General features: G+C 65.0%; 17 protein-coding genes. 9 read left to right on the top strand and 8 right to left on the bottom strand.

All coding sequences use genetic code 11. The features are described from left to right. Positions 1-9 precede the first annotated feature (9 nt). Genes J2S96_RS15705 through J2S96_RS15715 form a run of 3 tightly spaced genes read left to right on the top strand, consistent with a single transcriptional unit; the run spans position 10 to position 2094 of the window. Positions 10-678 carry a DUF1684 domain-containing protein gene (locus J2S96_RS15705; RefSeq protein WP_306865488.1) on the top strand — a complete coding sequence of 223 codons (669 nt, stop codon included), beginning with the start codon at positions 10-12 and terminating at the stop codon, positions 676-678. Between the two features lie 57 nt (positions 679-735). Further along, positions 736-1590: a fumarylacetoacetate hydrolase family protein gene (locus J2S96_RS15710; RefSeq protein ID WP_306865491.1), complete on the top strand. Its 855-nt coding sequence runs from the start codon at positions 736-738 to the stop codon at positions 1588-1590. A gap of 12 nt (positions 1591-1602) precedes the next feature. Further along, positions 1603-2094, top strand: a complete 492-nt coding sequence (locus J2S96_RS15715) for a GtrA family protein (protein WP_306865493.1) — start codon at positions 1603-1605, stop codon at positions 2092-2094. A gap of 29 nt (positions 2095-2123) precedes the next feature. Here the strand turns inward: J2S96_RS15715 and J2S96_RS15720 are convergent, their stop codons facing one another. The 6 genes from J2S96_RS15720 to J2S96_RS15745 form a co-directional block, all read right to left on the bottom strand. Continuing rightward, positions 2124-3281, bottom strand: coding sequence for a cysteine desulfurase family protein (locus J2S96_RS15720; protein ID WP_306865495.1), 1158 nt, complete (start codon positions 3279-3281; stop codon positions 2124-2126). 4 nt (positions 3282-3285) lie between these two features. Further along, the gene (nadC, locus tag J2S96_RS15725; RefSeq protein WP_306865498.1) at positions 3286-4182 is read right to left on the bottom strand and encodes a carboxylating nicotinate-nucleotide diphosphorylase; all 897 of its coding nucleotides are present in this window, start codon (positions 4180-4182) and stop codon (positions 3286-3288) included. After that, complete coding sequence (gene nadB, locus J2S96_RS15730; RefSeq protein ID WP_306865500.1) at positions 4175-5941, bottom strand: L-aspartate oxidase; 1767 nt, start codon at positions 5939-5941, stop codon at positions 4175-4177. Before nadB ends, nadC begins: the two co-directional genes overlap by 8 nt. Before the next feature lie 37 nt (positions 5942-5978). After that, the gene (gene nadA, locus J2S96_RS15735) at positions 5979-7286 is read right to left on the bottom strand and encodes a quinolinate synthase NadA (RefSeq protein ID WP_306865502.1); all 1308 of its coding nucleotides are present in this window, start codon (positions 7284-7286) and stop codon (positions 5979-5981) included. Further along, positions 7283-7993 (bottom strand): NUDIX hydrolase, encoded by a 711-nt coding sequence (locus tag J2S96_RS15740; protein WP_306865553.1) that lies wholly within the window; start codon positions 7991-7993, stop codon positions 7283-7285. The genes nadA and J2S96_RS15740 overlap by 4 nt, the downstream gene beginning before the upstream one ends. Positions 7994-8108: 115 nt before the next feature. Next, entirely contained in the window at positions 8109-8588 is a 480-nt protein-coding gene (locus J2S96_RS15745) for an Lrp/AsnC family transcriptional regulator (RefSeq protein ID WP_306865504.1), read from the bottom strand. A gap of 177 nt (positions 8589-8765) precedes the next feature. Here J2S96_RS15745 and J2S96_RS15750 point away from each other — a divergent pair, with 177 nt between their 5' ends. The 5 genes from J2S96_RS15750 to J2S96_RS15770 all read left to right on the top strand — a co-directional run bounded on the left by J2S96_RS15750 (position 8766) and on the right by J2S96_RS15770 (position 13482). Beyond that, positions 8766-10148, top strand: coding sequence for an amino acid permease (locus J2S96_RS15750; RefSeq protein WP_306865506.1), 1383 nt, complete (start codon positions 8766-8768; stop codon positions 10146-10148). Positions 10149-10263: 115 nt separating this feature from the next. After that, positions 10264-11301 carry a thiamine pyrophosphate-dependent enzyme gene (locus tag J2S96_RS15755; RefSeq protein WP_306865508.1) on the top strand — a complete coding sequence of 346 codons (1038 nt, stop codon included), beginning with the start codon at positions 10264-10266 and terminating at the stop codon, positions 11299-11301. Continuing rightward, positions 11294-12325, top strand: coding sequence for an alpha-ketoacid dehydrogenase subunit beta (locus tag J2S96_RS15760; protein ID WP_306865509.1), 1032 nt, complete (start codon positions 11294-11296; stop codon positions 12323-12325). The genes J2S96_RS15755 and J2S96_RS15760 overlap by 8 nt, the downstream gene beginning before the upstream one ends. Then, entirely contained in the window at positions 12318-12647 is a 330-nt protein-coding gene (locus J2S96_RS15765) for a biotin/lipoyl-containing protein (RefSeq protein ID WP_306865511.1), read from the top strand. Before J2S96_RS15760 ends, J2S96_RS15765 begins: the two co-directional genes overlap by 8 nt. A gap of 4 nt (positions 12648-12651) precedes the next feature. Next, complete coding sequence (locus J2S96_RS15770) at positions 12652-13482, top strand: alpha/beta fold hydrolase (RefSeq protein ID WP_306865513.1); 831 nt, start codon at positions 12652-12654, stop codon at positions 13480-13482. Positions 13483-13497: 15 nt separating this feature from the next. Here J2S96_RS15770 and J2S96_RS15775 read toward each other — a convergent pair whose 3' ends face one another. Then, positions 13498-13635, bottom strand: a complete 138-nt coding sequence (locus tag J2S96_RS15775) for a hypothetical protein (protein WP_306865515.1) — start codon at positions 13633-13635, stop codon at positions 13498-13500. On the opposite strand from J2S96_RS15775, the gene J2S96_RS15780 reads away from it, so the two are divergent. Next, the gene (locus J2S96_RS15780) at positions 13628-14287 is read left to right on the top strand and encodes a phosphoribosyltransferase (RefSeq protein WP_306865517.1); all 660 of its coding nucleotides are present in this window, start codon (positions 13628-13630) and stop codon (positions 14285-14287) included. The genes J2S96_RS15775 and J2S96_RS15780 overlap by 8 nt on opposite strands. Here J2S96_RS15780 and J2S96_RS15785 read toward each other — a convergent pair. Then, positions 14273-15028, bottom strand: a complete 756-nt coding sequence (locus tag J2S96_RS15785) for an AfsR/SARP family transcriptional regulator (RefSeq protein ID WP_306865519.1) — start codon at positions 15026-15028, stop codon at positions 14273-14275. The genes J2S96_RS15780 and J2S96_RS15785 overlap by 15 nt on opposite strands. Positions 15029-15105 lie beyond the last annotated feature (77 nt).

Raw genomic sequence — 15105 nt, forward strand, 5'->3', positions numbered from 1 at the left:
GCTGGACGCATGGCTCCCGATCTGCTTGACGAGGAAGAAAACAATGTCGCGGATATCTCCGCCGTGGACATCGCGGACTGGCGTTTGCGAACTTTTGCCATGTACGACAACGTCCGCAAGATCGCGGTGGACGACCCGTTCCAGGCCCATGTCTACTGGCGCCAGGAACGGGACCGCATGTTCGGAACCCACCCGGCCTCGGCACTGACTCCCGCCAGCAAGAAGGCGTTCTCGGGCTTGCGCACCGCAGACTACGATCCCCGGTTTCGCCGCTACGCTTCCCTCTCTCCTGAGGGCGCGGGCCAGGAGATGAACGTCCAGACGGGTACTGACGGCACGGTGCCGTTTGTCCGCCTCGGCACCTTCGATCTTGACGAACTTGGCTCGCTGGCCGTGTGGCGCCTCCGGAGCTACGGCGGCGGCATCTTCGTGCCGTTCCGCGACGCCACAGCCGGCAAACCCGGAGGAAGCTATGGCGCCGGCCGGTACTTGCTGGACACCATCAAGGGCGCCTTCCATGGCCTTCGCGGATCCGGGCAACAGGAGTTCGTGCTCGACTTCAACTTCGCCTACAACCCGTCCTGCGCATACAACGAGGCCTGGGCCTGCCCCCTGGCCGGTCCGGCAAACCGCCTGAACGCCGACATCCCGGTGGGCGAGCTCTACCTGCCCGCCTAAGCAGGTGCAAGGTAAACAGGTGCAAGATCAGCAGGCACGGGGACGTAGGATGTCTTCATGACTTCCTCACGTGCACGCCGGATCGCCCGCGTCCGACCTCTCTCCCCCGCCTCCCCGGACGAACAATTCTTCGTCGCGAACGACGCCGTCGACTTCGCTTCCGCAGAAGGCCGGCGCTGGACTGTGGTGGACAGCCCGTTCCCAGGCTCGCCGGCAAATCGCAACAGCGCCGGACGACCGGGGTGGGTTAGCGGAACCGAGGTCCCCGAGGATGCGTTCACGTTCCTGGCGCCGTCTGTTCCCGCGAACGTCTTCGGCATGGCGCACAACACCGGTCAGCCAGGCCGCGAGCTGCCTGCGCAGGCGTTTCACAAGGCGGCCACAAGCGTGATCGGACCGGGCGACGCGATCGAACTCGCCTCGGACGTCGGCTACGTGGACCCTGAAGCGGAACTCACCGTCGTCGTCGGGCGCAAGGTCCGCGGGCTCACGCTCGACAACGCGCGCGACGCCATCCTCGGTTTCACCATCGGCAACGATGTCTCGGCGAGGGACCTGCAGAAGACCGACGAACTCTGGATCAGCGCGAAAAGCCAGGACACGTTCACTCCCGCGGGACCGTGGATCGTCACTGACCTGGACGACAGCGACTTATCGATCGGCATCGTGCACAACGGCAGGGAATTGCGGACAGCCAGCACCGCCGACCTCGGATGGAAAGTGGACGAGATCCTTGTCTACCTCACCTCGTTCATGACCTTGCACCCCGGAGACCTGGTCCTCACCGGCTTCCCGGCCGAGTGCGCCAGGATCGAGCCGGGAGACCTTGTGACGTGCCGCATCGAGGGTATCGGGGAGCTCAGCAACCCCGTTCTCGAAGCATCCTGGGAGAAATTTCCCAGCTTGGTATGACAGGCTTGAGCCATGGAGCCTCCTGCCGTGCCGGCAATTGAGACGCGGCAGACACCCCTTTCCCGGCCGAAGACAAGCACGCGCCGCAAGGGCGTGCTGCGTTATCCGGTGGTCAGGCAGCTCATCCGTTTCACCGGCGTCGGAATCATCTGTACCATCACCTCGCTGGCGCTGTACGCGCTGTTCCGTCCGTGGATGGGACCCCAACCTTCCAACGCCGCAGCACTGATCATCACTTCACTCATGAACACGGCGCTGAACCGGCGGCTGACCTTCAAAATCACCGGTAGCCGGAAACGAACCCGGGACCACCTGAACGGATTGATCGTGATCGCGGTGGCCTTGGTCATCACGGGCGGGAGCCTGGGCGTACTCCATGCTTTCCGGCCCGATGCCACCCTGACCGAGGACCTCTGGACCACCACTTTGTCCGGTTTCCTCGCAACGGCAGTGCGGTTCACGATGTTGCGGCACTGGATTTTCCGCAGGGCCCGCCACGTTTGAGCACCTGCGAGCCGGTCGGATGCCGACAGTCAGAGGCGACCGATCCGCTGCACGCTCACGACGGCGGCAGCCACGGCTTCCGCGGCTTGCCCGAGTTCCGCTGAAGCCACCGTGGAGTCGAAGCTGAAGCGGACAGCAGTCTGGGCCACTTCGGTCTCGATTCCCAGGGCCAGCAGGACCGGCGAGGGAGCATCGGAACCAGCGGCGCAGGCCGATCCGCTCGAACAGACCACGCCAAGCCGCTCAAGCTCAAGCAACACCGACTCACCACTCGTGCCGGGAAAACAGAACGACGCAACGGAGGGCAACCGTTGCGAGGGGTGGCCGGTCAGCACCGCACCGGGCACAGCCCCAAGGACAGCGCGGATGAAGGCATCCCGCAACTCCGAGACACGCCCTGCCAGCCCGGACTGCGCCTCATGGGCCAGCGTCAGTGCCGTGGCCAGCGCAACGGCACCCGCCACGTTTTCCGTTCCGGAGCGCCTGCCCCGCTCCTGGCCGCCACCATGGACCAGCGGTTCAAGCCGCAGCCTTCCCTTGGCATAGAGCACCCCGCTGCCCTTCGGCGCACCGAGTTTGTGCCCGGAAATACTCAGGGCGTCGACTCCCAGTTCCTTGACGCCTATGGGCATCCAGCCCGCGGCCTGGACGGCGTCCGTATGGAACGGCACCCCGTTTTCTGCGGCCACCTCCGCGAGTTGCCGCACCGCTTGCACGGTCCCGATCTCGTTGTTCGCATACATGATGCTGACAAGGGCCGTCTGCGGAGTCAGGGCAGCCCGGAGCGCCTCAGCCGTCACGACACCATGCCGGTCAACGGGAACCACGTCCACCTCGAACCCGTGGACCCGCCGCAGGTAGAGCGCTGATTCTTCGACGGCGGGGTGCTCGATGGCGCTGATGACAACGCGATTCAGCCCAGGGTCCGCCGCACGTCTCGCGAGGGCAATTCCTTTCACTGCCAGGTTGTCTGCTTCGGTGCCGCCGGAGGTGAAAGTGATCTCCCCCGGCCGGCAGCCGAGGACCTTCGCGACCGCGGCGCGGGCCTCGGTCAACGCGTTTGCAGCCGCTTCCCCCAAAGTGTGATGGCTTGAGGGATTGCCGAACTCCCCCGTCAGATACGGCCACATCGCTTCGAGGACTTCCCTGCGGACCGGTGTCGTCGCCGCGGCGTCGAGGAAGATCATGGCGTCAGCCGAGAGCCAAGGACGGGTCCGGTGCCACATCGAGCGTCACGTCCAAGCCCAGGTCCAGTGCGCTGACACTGTGCGTGAGTCCGCCGATGGAGATGACATCGACTCCCGCGGCGGCGATGTCCGCAACGGTGTTGATGTTGACGTTGCCGCTCGCCTCGACGACGGCACGGCCGCCCACCTGCTTCACGCCGGCACGGAGTTCCTCAAGGGAAAAGTTGTCCAGCATGATTGTGTCCACGCCGGCCGCCAGCACGGGTTCGATCTGCTCGGCGCGGTCCACTTCCACTTCGAAGTGGGTAGTGTGGCCCAGCTGCGCCTTGGCGGCCTTGAGCAGTGCGGTGAGCTTGGCGGAATCGCCGCCGGTCATCACGGCCAGGTGGTTGTCCTTGGCCAGGACGGCATCGGACAAGCTGTAGCGGTGGTTGGCTCCGCCGCCACAGCGCACGGCGTAGCGTTCCAACACCCGGAGGCCGGGGGTTGTTTTCCGCGTGTCGGTGATGCGGGCCTTGGTGCCGTCGACCAGCTTGACGAACTCCGCCGTCTTCGTGGCAATGGCACTCATCCGCTGGGCAAGGTTGAGGCCGACGCGTTCGGCGAGCAGCACCGAGCGGGCCCGGCCGCTGACCCGCGCCAGGTGCGTACCGGCGTCGAACGCTTCACCATCGGCGAGCAACAGCTCCACTTCGGTGTCCGGATCGATGAGCAGCATCGCGTCGCGAAACACCGTTCCGCCGCTGAAGACCCCCGGGACCCGGGCATTGAGCACAGCGGTGGCGCGGGCTTCGGCAGGAATGAGCAGCTGCGAGGTGATGTCGCCGCTCGGCGCGTCCTCCGCGAACGCCCGCTCCAGAATGTCCCGGACGGGTGCTGCGGGGAGGGTCAGGCTAGTCATTGACGAGGCTCGCTTTCCGGCGGATCGTGTATCTCTGAATGGTTTCTTCGCGTAGTGTTTCGACGGCGTCGCTCCGGTAGTGAGCCCCGAGCGAGCCCCGTCGCGCCATTGCGGCGCGCACCAGCAGCCGCGCCGCAAGAAGCAGGTTAGCGTCCTCGTGCACCCGCGGGTCCGCGGAATCAGGAACCGCTTCAGGGCGTACGACGTCGGCCCACGCGCCGAGTGCCTCGGCCGCCTCCCGGAGCAGGCCCCCGGACCGCAGCACCCCCGCCTTGGCAGTCATCAGCCGCCGAAGGGCAGCCCGAGTGAAGGGCTCAGGGACAAGTTCAGGCTGCCACGGGGTGAGTGCCCCAGCCGGCTCGCTGGTTCCCGAAAGCGCCGTTGTTGCGTGGAGGTCCAAGCCGGCCGCCGAGCTTGCGAGGCGTTCGCCGGCGTGAGACCGGAGCGCAGGCGCCGAGGGAACTTGCGAGTCGGTCCCGCGACCGTTCGGCGGCACCGACCCAAGAAACGCTTCAACAGCCCGCCGCCCAAAAACCAGCCCTTCGAGCAAGGAGTTGCTGGCCAAGCGGTTAGCGCCCTGCACGCCGGTGCACGCGACCTCGCCGGCGGCGAGCAACCCCGGCACAGACGTCCGGCCGTGGAGGTCCGTCACTACCCCACCCATCCAATAGTGGGCGGCGGGCGCAACCGGGATGGGCTGGAGGGTCCAGTCGAGGCCGGCTTCGCGGGTCCGGGCACTGAGCGTGGGAAAGCGTTTCTCGAGGAAGCCCTCCCCCTTGTTCGCCTCCACGATCCGGGCGTCGAGGAAGACATGGCCGTTGGGATCGCCAAGCGAAGCCAGGTGCAGCGCGATGCTGCGGGAAACAACATCGCGCGGCGCCAGTTCGGCGTCCGGGTGGTAGCTTGGCATGAATCGCTCGCCGTTAGCGTCCACCAGGATGGCCCCTTCGCCGCGGACGGCTTCGGAAATGAGGAGCGGATCGGCGCCGAAGGGAGCTGGTTTTCCATCCGCGGACAGGACCATGCTCGTGGGATGGAACTGGAAAAACTCCAGGTCCGCGAGCTCGGCCCCGGCGCGCCATGCGAGCGCGAGTCCGTCGGCCGTGGCCACCGAGGGATTGGTGGTTTGGGCAAACAGCTGCCCCGCCCCACCGGTGGCGAGCAGCACGGCATCGCCGAACACACTCTCGAGGCGGCCGTTGCGCAGGAATTCAACGCCCGTCACACGTCCCTCGGACAGGATCAGCGAAGTCGCCTGGGCGTGCCCCAAGACCTGGATCTTCCCGGCGTCCTGCGCGTCAAGGACCGTTAGGATGAGTGCCTTCGCGACCCCGGCTCCCGTGGCATCTCCGCCGGCGTGCAGGATCCTCGGCGCGGAGTGGGCGGCTTCGAGCCCCAAGGCGGGATCGCCGTCGTCGTCCGTGTCGAAACGGACACCGAAACGCTCCAGCCCCAGGATGTCGAGGCGCGCTTCGGTGCACAGGACCCGCACGGCAGCCTCATCGCAGTGGCCCGCACCGGCCTTGAGGGTGTCCGCGATGTGCGCGGCGACGGTATCACCGGGGGCGGGTTCCTCGAGCACAGCCGAAATCCCGCCCTGGGCGAAGAATGTGTTGCTGTCAGCCAACACTCCCTTGCTGAGCAAAACGACGTCCGCGCCGGCCTCGGCCGCCAGCAGCGCGGAGTAGAGGCCAGCGATGCCACTTCCGACGACGACGAGTCGCCGCGCCGGGGCGCCGGGAATGCGTTCTGCAGTCATGTGAGGCTCAATTCGACTGGTCGGTACGGTCTGTGGCCTAGAGCGGCCGTGCTGCAAGCATGCGTTCGAGGGCGATCTTGGCGTTGTCCTTGACGGACTCGTCCACCGTGATGCGGTTGACCACGCGGCCTTCCACCAGTTCCTCAAGCACCCAGGCAAGGTAGCCGGGGTGGATGCGGTACATCGTGGAGCACGGGCAGATCACCGGGTCGAGGCAGAAGATGGTGTGCTGCGGGTTCTCCGCTGCCAAGCGGTTCACCATGTTGATTTCGGTGCCGATCGCGAAGGTGGTGGGCTCGGTTGCGGCGGCGATGGCCTTTTTGATGAAGTCGGTGGAGCCCGCACCGTCTGCCGCGTCAACAACCTCCATAGGGCATTCGGGGTGCACAATGACGTTCACGCCCGGGAATTCGGCGCGCGCCTTCTCGATCTGGCCCACGTTGAAGCGTTTGTGGACGGAGCAGAAGCCGTGCCAAAGGATGACGCGGGAATCCAGCAGGGTCCGTTCGTCGTTTCCGCCGAGTTCCTTGCGCGGGTTCCACATGGGCATCTGCTCGAGCGGCACGCCAAGGGCCTTGGCGGTGTTGCGGCCAAGGTGCTGGTCTGGGAAGAAGAGCACCCGCTGGCCGCGCTCGAAGGCCCACTCGAGCACCGTCTTGGCGTTGGAGGACGTGCAGACAATGCCGCCGTTGCGTCCGCAGAAGGCCTTCAATGCGGCCGAGGAGTTCATGTAGGTAACCGGAATGACCGGGGCCCGGCCTTCGGAATCAGGATCGGTGCCGAAGAGTTCTTCGAGCTGCTCCCAGCATTCCTCCACCGAGTCCTCGTCCGCCATGTCCGCCATGGAGCAGCCGGCGGCCAGGTTCGGCAAGATCACGGCCTGGTCCGCGCTGGAAAGGATGTCGGCAGTCTCGGCCATGAAGTGCACGCCGCAGAAAATGATGGCCTCGGCGTCGGGCCTGGTCAGGGCGGCGTTGGCGAGCTGGAAGGAGTCACCCACGAAATCCGCGTACTGGACAACTTCGTCGCGCTGGTAGAAGTGGCCCAGGATGACGGCCCGGTCCCCCAGGGTCTCCTTGGCGGCGCGGATCCGTGCGTCGAGCTCGGCGTCGCTGGCCAACTTGTACTCTTCGGGCAACTGTCCCTGGCGGGGCGTGGTCTTCGGAGCGTCGTCGGAGCTCGAAGCGCCGGGACCGTATGCCGGAATGCCGGCGAGGGCTTCGGCGAGGTCGTACTCCCACGGACCCTCAGCCAGAGCGGGGCTGCACGTCGAGCCTGCCGCGGAACGGCCACTCTCGGCTTCTTCCCGCGTGATCAGCTGGATAGCTGTGTTGACGCTGCTCATGGTGTACTCCTGTTGTCTGGCCCGAGTCCGGGCGTGCCGGTGAAGCGGTAGAGGCGGGGCGGGCGGTGCTTCCCGCCCTGGAGGTATTCGCCGGTTTCCTCGATTTCCGGTGTTCCCTTGATTTGCCGGCGGAAGTTCGCCGGATCCAGCTGGCGGTCCAGGACAGCCTCATAGACTTCCCGGACCTGTGCCAGGGTGAAGAATTCTCCCAGCAAGTGATAGGCGATGGATCCGTAGGCCATCTTGTTGCGCAGCCGCCACAAGGCGTAGTCCACGATCGCGTTGTGGTCGAAGGCCAATTCGGCGAGCCGGTCTGCCCGGAACCAACGGACGTTCTCGGACTCGTCGGCCAGGGCGGCTTCCGTGGGCTTGACAAGGGCCCAGTACACAATCGACACAACCCGCTGGGCAGGTGAGCGGTGCAGGCCGCCGAAGGCATAGAGCTGCTCGAGGTACTGGGGCGCCAGCCCGGTGGTCTCGCGCAGGTTCCTGGACGCGGCGTCCTGGAGGGATTCGTCGTGCTGCAGCGGCCCCCCGGGCAGTGCCCACAGGCCCTTGAATGGTTCGCGGATGCGGCGCACGAGGGGCAACCACAGCGTGGGGCGGCCGGAGCTTTCACTGGGACGGAGGGCGAAGATCACCGTGGATATGGCCAACGACGGCGGCGCGAGCCTGCGCTCTGCGACATTCGCGGAGGTGGCGTACACGGTAATCACCCCGCTTCTTTGCCATAGGGACTGGGCCGTAGGGACTGGAAAATTAGTTATAGTCAACTTGACTAGAACTAATGGTACGACTGTCCGCACACAGAGTCCAAATGTTTCAGCCCGCGTTCTCCTTGGCGGCAGCTTCCAGGAGCGGCAAGGTGCGGCCTTGGAAATGGGTATTCAGCACAATCACCGAGGATGAACGGAGCACGGTCTTCGTTCCGATGAGCTTGTCCAGCACTCGCTGCAGGTCCGAGTTCGACTTACCCACTACCCGCACCATGAGGTCGGAACTGCCGGAAACCGTGTGGACCTCAATGAGCTCGGGAATTGCGGCGAGTGCTTCGACCACCGCGTCGTGCCCCAGGTCCTGGTTGATGGTCAGCGAGCAGAAGGCGACCACAGGATAGCCGAAGCCCGCGGGATCGGGCTGTGGAACCCAAGGGGCCACCACTCCACGCTCGGACATCCGGTCCAGCCGGGACTGGACCGTGGCGCGGGCGACCTTCAAGACCCGCGACGCCTCCAGAACAGATGCACGCGGAGAGTCGGTGAAAAATCGGACAATCTTGGCATCCAACTCGTCAATGACCATCAGTTTTTCCCACTTCTGTCCATGGCCTATACAAATCGGCACTCGATACCCAGATGTCGGACCAGTTTGTAACCATCCTCTCACAAGTGTTTTTCGCCACTTTCCTTCACGAAGCGGTAAATTCGATAAGTCCCACGAGGACCAGCTGACAAATCATCCACAAGAAGGCAAACACGAATGACAACGAAGTCCACCGCTGTTCGACCCGCCATTCCTTCGCCGGGCCTTGGCCACGCCATGAAGCCGCGCCAGCTCACCATGATGGGCCTTGGCAGCGCCATCGGCGCGGGACTCTTCCTTGGCTCCGGCGCCGGAATCCACGCGGCAGGCCCGGCAGTGCTCATCTCCTACCTCGTAGCCGGCACCCTGATCATCCTCGTAATGTGGGCACTGGGCGAGATGGCGGCCGCCAACCCCAACAGCGGCGCTTTCTCTGTCTACGCGGAAAAAGCCATGGGCAAGACGGCCGGATCCACGGTCGGCTGGCTGTGGTGGCTGCAACTGGTGGTTGTCATTGCCGCGGAGGCATTGGGCGCAGCGGGTTTGCTGTACTCCGTCTGGCCGGTCATTCCCGTGTGGGCGCTGGCGTTGGTTTTCATGGTGGCCTTTACCGCGATAAACCTCGCCGGGGTCCGGAACTTCGGTGAGTTCGAATTCTGGTTCGCCATCCTGAAGGTCGCAGCCATCGTGGCCTTCCTCGTCATCGGCGCAGCCTTGCTGTTCGGCTGGCTGCCCGGCGTAACTTCCCCCGGGCTCGGAAACCTCACGGGCAACTTTGCACCGTCCGGCTGGTCTGGAATTGCGGCGGCGCTCTTCGTGGTGATTTTCGCCTTCGGCGGCACCGAAATCGTGAGCGTGGCCGCGGCGGAAACGCAGAACCCCGCACACAGCGTCGGCAAAGCCATCCGCACGGTGGTGTGGCGCATCCTGGTTTTCTACATCGGTTCGGTCCTCGTCATTGCAGCGGTGCTGCCCTCGGACTCCGAAGGCCTGAAGTCGCCGTTCTCCGGCGTGCTGGACCTCGCAGGCATCCCCGGAGCCGGCACAGCCATCACCCTCGTGGCAGTCGTAGCGCTGCTTTCCGCGCTCAATGCGAACCTCTATGGCGCCTCGCGCATGGTCTTCTCCCTGTCTGAGCGCGGCGAAGCACCTGCTTTCCTGTCGCGGCTGCGCGGCGCCCGGGTGCCCATGGCCGCCGTCGGGGTTTCCGTTGCTTTCGGCTTCGTCGCCACCATCCTGGAGCTGCTCTTCCCGGACCACGTCCTTCCCGCCTTGCTCAACCTCGTAGGCTCAACCTGCCTCGTGGTCTGGGGAACGGCACTCGTGTCCCAGTTCATCCTGCGTCGCCGCGCCGACCTCGAAGGAACCGAACTGCCGCTGCGCATGAAGGGATTCCCGTTCCTCACGGTATTCGGCCTTGTGCTGCTTGCCCTGATCTTCGTGGTGGGCTTCTCGAACGCCGAGAGCGCGGGCCAGCTCATCGGCACCTTCCTGTTGATCGCGTGCATCGCCGTCGCCTGCAGGATCGGCGCCAAGGTCAAGTCCGCACGAAACGCCTGAGAAAGATGCACAAACTGCCAGGTGTTCCCCCGGGAAAGCTAACAGTTCATGGCAGATTGCCTAGCCTTCATTAGGCGGATTGCCTACGATCCAAACAGTGACTACGGTCACGTCCATGGACTCACTTCTTCCCGCCGTGGCCGCAGCCGACGCCGCGCCCCTGGCCCCCGGACAGCTCAGGGAGCTCTATTCCCTGATGGCTGCCGTCCGGTATCTGGATACGGCAGCCGTCGCCTGGCAGCGTCAGGGGATCATCCCCGGCTACGCGCCGGAACTCGGCCAGGAAGCCGCCCAGGTCGGCAGCGCCTACGCCCTCGACACTGCACGCGACTTCGCCTTTCCGACCTACCGCGAGATGGGCGTGGCCAGGACCATGGGCGTGGACATGGTGGCTTACATGTCCACCCACAAGGCCACGTGGCACGGGGGCATGTACGATCCCCTCGCAAGCCGCCTCGCGCCCATCCAGGCAGTGGTTGCAGGATCGGTGCTTCATGCCGTCGGATGGGCCCACGGCCAGACACTTGAAGGAAACGACGGCGTTGCCCTCGCCTACTTCGGGGACGGCGCTTCTTCCCAAGGCGACGTCCATGAAGCGATGAACTTTGCCGCCGTGATGAAAGCACCCGTTGTCTTCTTCATCCAAAACAACGGCTGGGCGATTTCGGTGCCCACCGAACGGCAGGTGGCCGGAGGCTCGGTGGCGGCGCGAGCCGCCGGCTACGGAATCCCCGGTATCCAGGTAGACGGCAACGATGTTATTGCCGTCCATGAGGCCACCCGCAACGCGTTCGCCCACTGCCGCGCAGGTAACGGTCCGGTGGTAGTCGAAGCCATGACATACCGCCGCGGCCCGCACTCCACTGCCGACGATCCCGGCCGGTACCGAAGCCTCGACGACGAGCGCATCGACGCCGGCGAGGACCCCCTCGAACGGCTCCGTAAGCGTTTGCTGGCCGAAGGCGCAGCCGACGAGGCATTCTTCACCGCCGCCAACCAGGCAGCGCGGGCAGAAGAGGAAGCCATCCGCACGGGAATCGAAGCCCTCGGCCCCCGGCCCGGCAACGAGATGTTCGATTTCGTTTTCCAGGAAACCACCCCCGCCCTTGAAAACCAGGCCACCCGTTGGCGCGAGGAGTCCGAACATGTCTGAGAGCACCACCGCCACCCTCGAAGCCGCGGCACGCAACGAACAATCCGTGAAGCTTTCCATGCAACAGGCACTCAACCGGGCCTTGGACGAAGTCCTCGCCGCCGACCCGAAGACGGTGGTCTTCGGCGAGGACTGCGGACAATTGGGCGGGGTCTTCCGGATCACGGACGGACTCCAGGCCAAGCACGGGGAAACCCGGGTCTTTGACACGCCGCTCGCAGAATCAGGCATCCTGGGTATGTCCGTGGGACTCGCCATGGCTGGCTTCCACCCCATCCCGGAAGTGCAGTTCGATGGCTTCGCGTACCCGGCCATCAACCAGATCGTGTGCCAGATCGCACGGATGAACTACCGCAGCCGCGGCAAGCTCCCCATGCCGATCACCCTGCGGGTCCCGAGCTTCGGCGGCATCCGCGCCCCCGAACACCACGGCGAAAGCCTGGAGGCACTCTTCGCGCACGTTCCAGGGCTCAAGGTTGTCTCCCCGTCGGACCCCCACGACGCCTACCACCTGCTCAAGTACGCGGCTACGCGACCGGACCCGGTGATTTTCATGGAACCGAAGTCCCGGTACTGGCAAAAGGGCGACGTCGACACAGCCGACGGCGGCACACTCACGGGCGCCCGCATTGTCCGGCCGGGCCGCCACCTGACGCTGGTGGCCTGGGGCGCAATGGTGGCCCGATGCCTCCAGGTTGCCGAACTCGCGGCCGAGGACGGGATCGACGTCGAGGTCCTCGATCTGCGCTGGCTCAAGCCGATCGACGCCGAGGCACTGGCGACTTCCGTCGGTAAGACGCGGCGCGCCGTCGTCGTGCATGAGGCCCCGTTGACCTCCGGGCTGGGGGCCGAAGTGGCCCAACTCATCACCCAGAACTGCTTCGACACCCTGAAGGCGCCCGTCGAGCGGGTCACCGGGTTTGACGTGCCTTATCCGTCCGGTGACCTCGAGGACGAATACATTCCGAACATTGACCGCATCCTCCTGGGGATCCAACGAGTACTGGAGTATCGACGTGGCTGAAATCAGCTTCCCCCTGCCCGATCTTGGCGAAGGCTTGATCGAAGCGACCGTGCTGGAGTGGCTCGTCTCCCCCGGCGACCAAGTGGAACGGAACCAGCCGCTCGTGGAGCTGGAGACGAGCAAATCGGCCCTCGAGTTGCCGAGCCCGCAGGCGGGTAAAGTGATCCGTATCCACGGCGCGCCGGGCGAGACCATCAACGTCGGTGAGCCGCTGGTGGTGTTCGAAGTGCCGGACAATACTGCCGGCATCGTGGGCACCGTTCCCAAGGATGACGCACCGAAGCGCCGGGTCCGCCTGAGCGCTGTACTTGATGAGGACTGACACCATGAGCGGCAGGCACACGGAAGAGCACATCCACACTGTTGAAGGAACGGATCCGCATCTGTTCGTGGAAGTCCATGAGCCTGCCGAAGGCACCGACGCGGGGCTACGCCCCGTCCTTCTGCTGCACGGTTTCTCCTCGTCAACTAAACTCAACTGGGGCGACACCGGCTGGATCTCCACCCTCAAGTCCGCTGGCCGGCGTGTCATCACGGTGGACCTTCCAGGACATGGCAAGAGCGGTTCGCCGGAGGACCTTGACTCGTACTCGCCGAGCCGGATCCGCGCGGACCTGCTCCAGGTAGTCGCCGACGCCGGTGCGCGCCCTTTGCGTTCCGGTGACCCTGCCAGCGGGCTCGACGTCATCGGCTATTCCCTGGGTTCCCGGCTCGCCTGGGAATTCGGGGCAACCCAGCCCGAACTCGTGCACCGGCTGGTGTTGGGCGGTCCGAACAAGGAAGACCCCTTGGCGTCCTTCGATCTCGCGGCAGCCCAGCGCTACCTCGCGGACGGCACCCCCATTGAGGACGAATCCACAGCAGGGTTGCTGAAGATGGCACAGCTCTTGCCGAGCAACGATCTCTTTGCCCTCTTGTCACTCATCGAGGCCATCAAAGGCGAACCGTTCGATCCAGCCGAGGCAGTGCCCCATATGCCGATGCTCCTGGTTGCCGGCGATCAGGACGAGCGCTCCGCCACCATGCCGGAGCTCGCTTCGATCGCCGCCCACGCGGGCGGCATGGTTGAACAACTGCTCGTCCCCGGGCGTAACCACAGCAACGCAGTGACCAGCCGGATGTTCAAAGACGCCGCGGTGGCGTTCCTCGGGGTCTAGGCAGCGGCTACCGCTTTAGCGGACCAGCCGCTCCGCATTGAGCGTCATGCGTTCCAGCACGCTGAGGGCCATGACGTACTCGTCGATGCCGATCCCCATGGAAGATAGGCTTGATTCAGCGCTGGATGACGGGAAAGTGGGACGAATGGGCATGCGTTTCAAGGACCGTGCGGACGCCGGACGCCGCGTGGCAGCGGGGCTTCCCCAGCTCCGGCACCGGCCGGACACCATCTTGCTGGGGCTCGCCCGCGGTGGCGTCCCCGTGGCAGCCGCTGCCGCCGTCGAGCTCTACCAGCCATACGGCGCCGTCCTGGTACGTAAACTCGGCATTCCGGGGCGTGCAGAAACAGCGTTCGGCGCGCTCGCCTGGTCCAACGGCAGGATCGTGCGCATACTCAACCGGCCCCTCGTGGAACGCATGTTGCGGCACGGAATCACCCAGGCTTCGCTTGACGCGGTGGAAGCACGCGAGCGGGGAGAACTCCTGCGGCGCGTGAAGGCGTACCCCGGAATCGACTTCGACCTCTCGGGAAAGACAGTGGTCCTTGTGGACGACGGACTCGCGACGGGCGCAACGATGCGTGCCGCGGTCGAGGCCGCCCGTGCAGCCGGGGCAGCGACCGTCGTGGCCGCCGTGCCCGTGTCCTCCCTCGAAGCCCAAGCGTCCATCAGCCGGGTGTGCGATTTCATGATGAGCCTCCACACGCCGGGCAAGTTCCACGCCGTGGGCGCGTTCTACGAGCACTTCGAACAACTGACTGACGACGACGCGGTGCGGCTTCTGGAGCAATCAAGTGAGCGGTGAGCCGCCGAAGGCCATTTGACGGCCGCTGGCTCCGACAGCACCATGGATAAGCTTCGCGAGCGACGGGGAGGGGCCGACGCCGAATTCCTGCCTCAGATTAGTGGAGAAACTCTTGTAGGTGCGAAGGGCGGAGACGAGGTCGCCGTTGGCAAGGTGTGCCTGTATCAGCAACCGGTAGGAGGATTCCCTGAAGGGTTCCAGTGCGATGGCCAGTGTGGTTGCAGCTTTGGTCTCCTCGGTATTCCCCTGGCTGAGGTGATAGGTCGCGATCGAGTCCAGGGCCGCTGTCCGTAAAGCCTGGAAGCGGTCCTGTTCGACCAGGATCCAGTCCTCGTACCATCCGGGAAGGAGCTCCGCCGTTCGTAGCCGTTCCCAGCTCGGATACGAGTCGCGCCTCTCAGGCGCCAGTGTGTGAAGTTCGCGTTCAAGCTCAAGGATGTCGACTCTCACGTGTCCACTGAGCGCCACTGAGACGTCCGTGGTGCCATCGGCATCGAGCAGGCCCGGGAGCTCGTGGTTGATGTGCCAGATACTCACCCTGAGTCCAACCGCCGCCTGGGCATCAGAGGAGTCAGGCCAGAGCAGGCCCGAGAGGAACGTGCGCGGGCGCTCACCAAGGAGGGCGAGGGCCGTGATCAGGCGTTGTTGCCGATGCGCAACTTTCTGCCGGTGGCCTGCCCGGGTCAGCGCCCATCCATTGAGCAAGGTCAGAGACCACTGGGGCTCTGGTGTTGATATCAAGGCTCGTACCCCCGATCGAACATTGGATACCTGTTAGGCAAAAACGCTACGTCGTTAGACACTAGCCAGCGTTCAGG

The sequence above is a fragment of the Arthrobacter bambusae genome (assembly GCF_030812595.1).
Taxonomy (GTDB): domain Bacteria; phylum Actinomycetota; class Actinomycetes; order Actinomycetales; family Micrococcaceae; genus Arthrobacter; species Arthrobacter bambusae_B.

Coding starts and splice junctions, on each gene's coding strand:
- J2S96_RS15705 (WP_306865488.1), top strand. CDS start 10: ATGGCTCCCGATCTGCTTGACGAGGAAGAAAACAATGTCGCGGATATC.
- J2S96_RS15710 (WP_306865491.1), top strand. CDS start 736: ATGACTTCCTCACGTGCACGCCGGATCGCCCGCGTCCGACCTCTCTCC.
- J2S96_RS15715 (WP_306865493.1), top strand. CDS start 1,603: ATGGAGCCTCCTGCCGTGCCGGCAATTGAGACGCGGCAGACACCCCTT.
- J2S96_RS15720 (WP_306865495.1), bottom strand. CDS start 3,281: ATGATCTTCCTCGACGCCGCGGCGACGACACCGGTCCGCAGGGAAGTC.
- nadC (WP_306865498.1), bottom strand. CDS start 4,182: ATGACTAGCCTGACCCTCCCCGCAGCACCCGTCCGGGACATTCTGGAG.
- nadB (WP_306865500.1), bottom strand. CDS start 5,941: ATGACTGCAGAACGCATTCCCGGCGCCCCGGCGCGGCGACTCGTCGTC.
- nadA (WP_306865502.1), bottom strand. CDS start 7,286: ATGAGCAGCGTCAACACAGCTATCCAGCTGATCACGCGGGAAGAAGCC.
- J2S96_RS15745 (WP_306865504.1), bottom strand. CDS start 8,588: ATGGTCATTGACGAGTTGGATGCCAAGATTGTCCGATTTTTCACCGAC.
- J2S96_RS15750 (WP_306865506.1), top strand. CDS start 8,766: ATGACAACGAAGTCCACCGCTGTTCGACCCGCCATTCCTTCGCCGGGC.
- J2S96_RS15755 (WP_306865508.1), top strand. CDS start 10,264: ATGGACTCACTTCTTCCCGCCGTGGCCGCAGCCGACGCCGCGCCCCTG.
- J2S96_RS15760 (WP_306865509.1), top strand. CDS start 11,294: ATGTCTGAGAGCACCACCGCCACCCTCGAAGCCGCGGCACGCAACGAA.
- J2S96_RS15770 (WP_306865513.1), top strand. CDS start 12,652: ATGAGCGGCAGGCACACGGAAGAGCACATCCACACTGTTGAAGGAACG.
- J2S96_RS15780 (WP_306865517.1), top strand. CDS start 13,628: ATGGGCATGCGTTTCAAGGACCGTGCGGACGCCGGACGCCGCGTGGCA.
- J2S96_RS15775 (WP_306865515.1), bottom strand. CDS start 13,635: ATGCCCATTCGTCCCACTTTCCCGTCATCCAGCGCTGAATCAAGCCTA.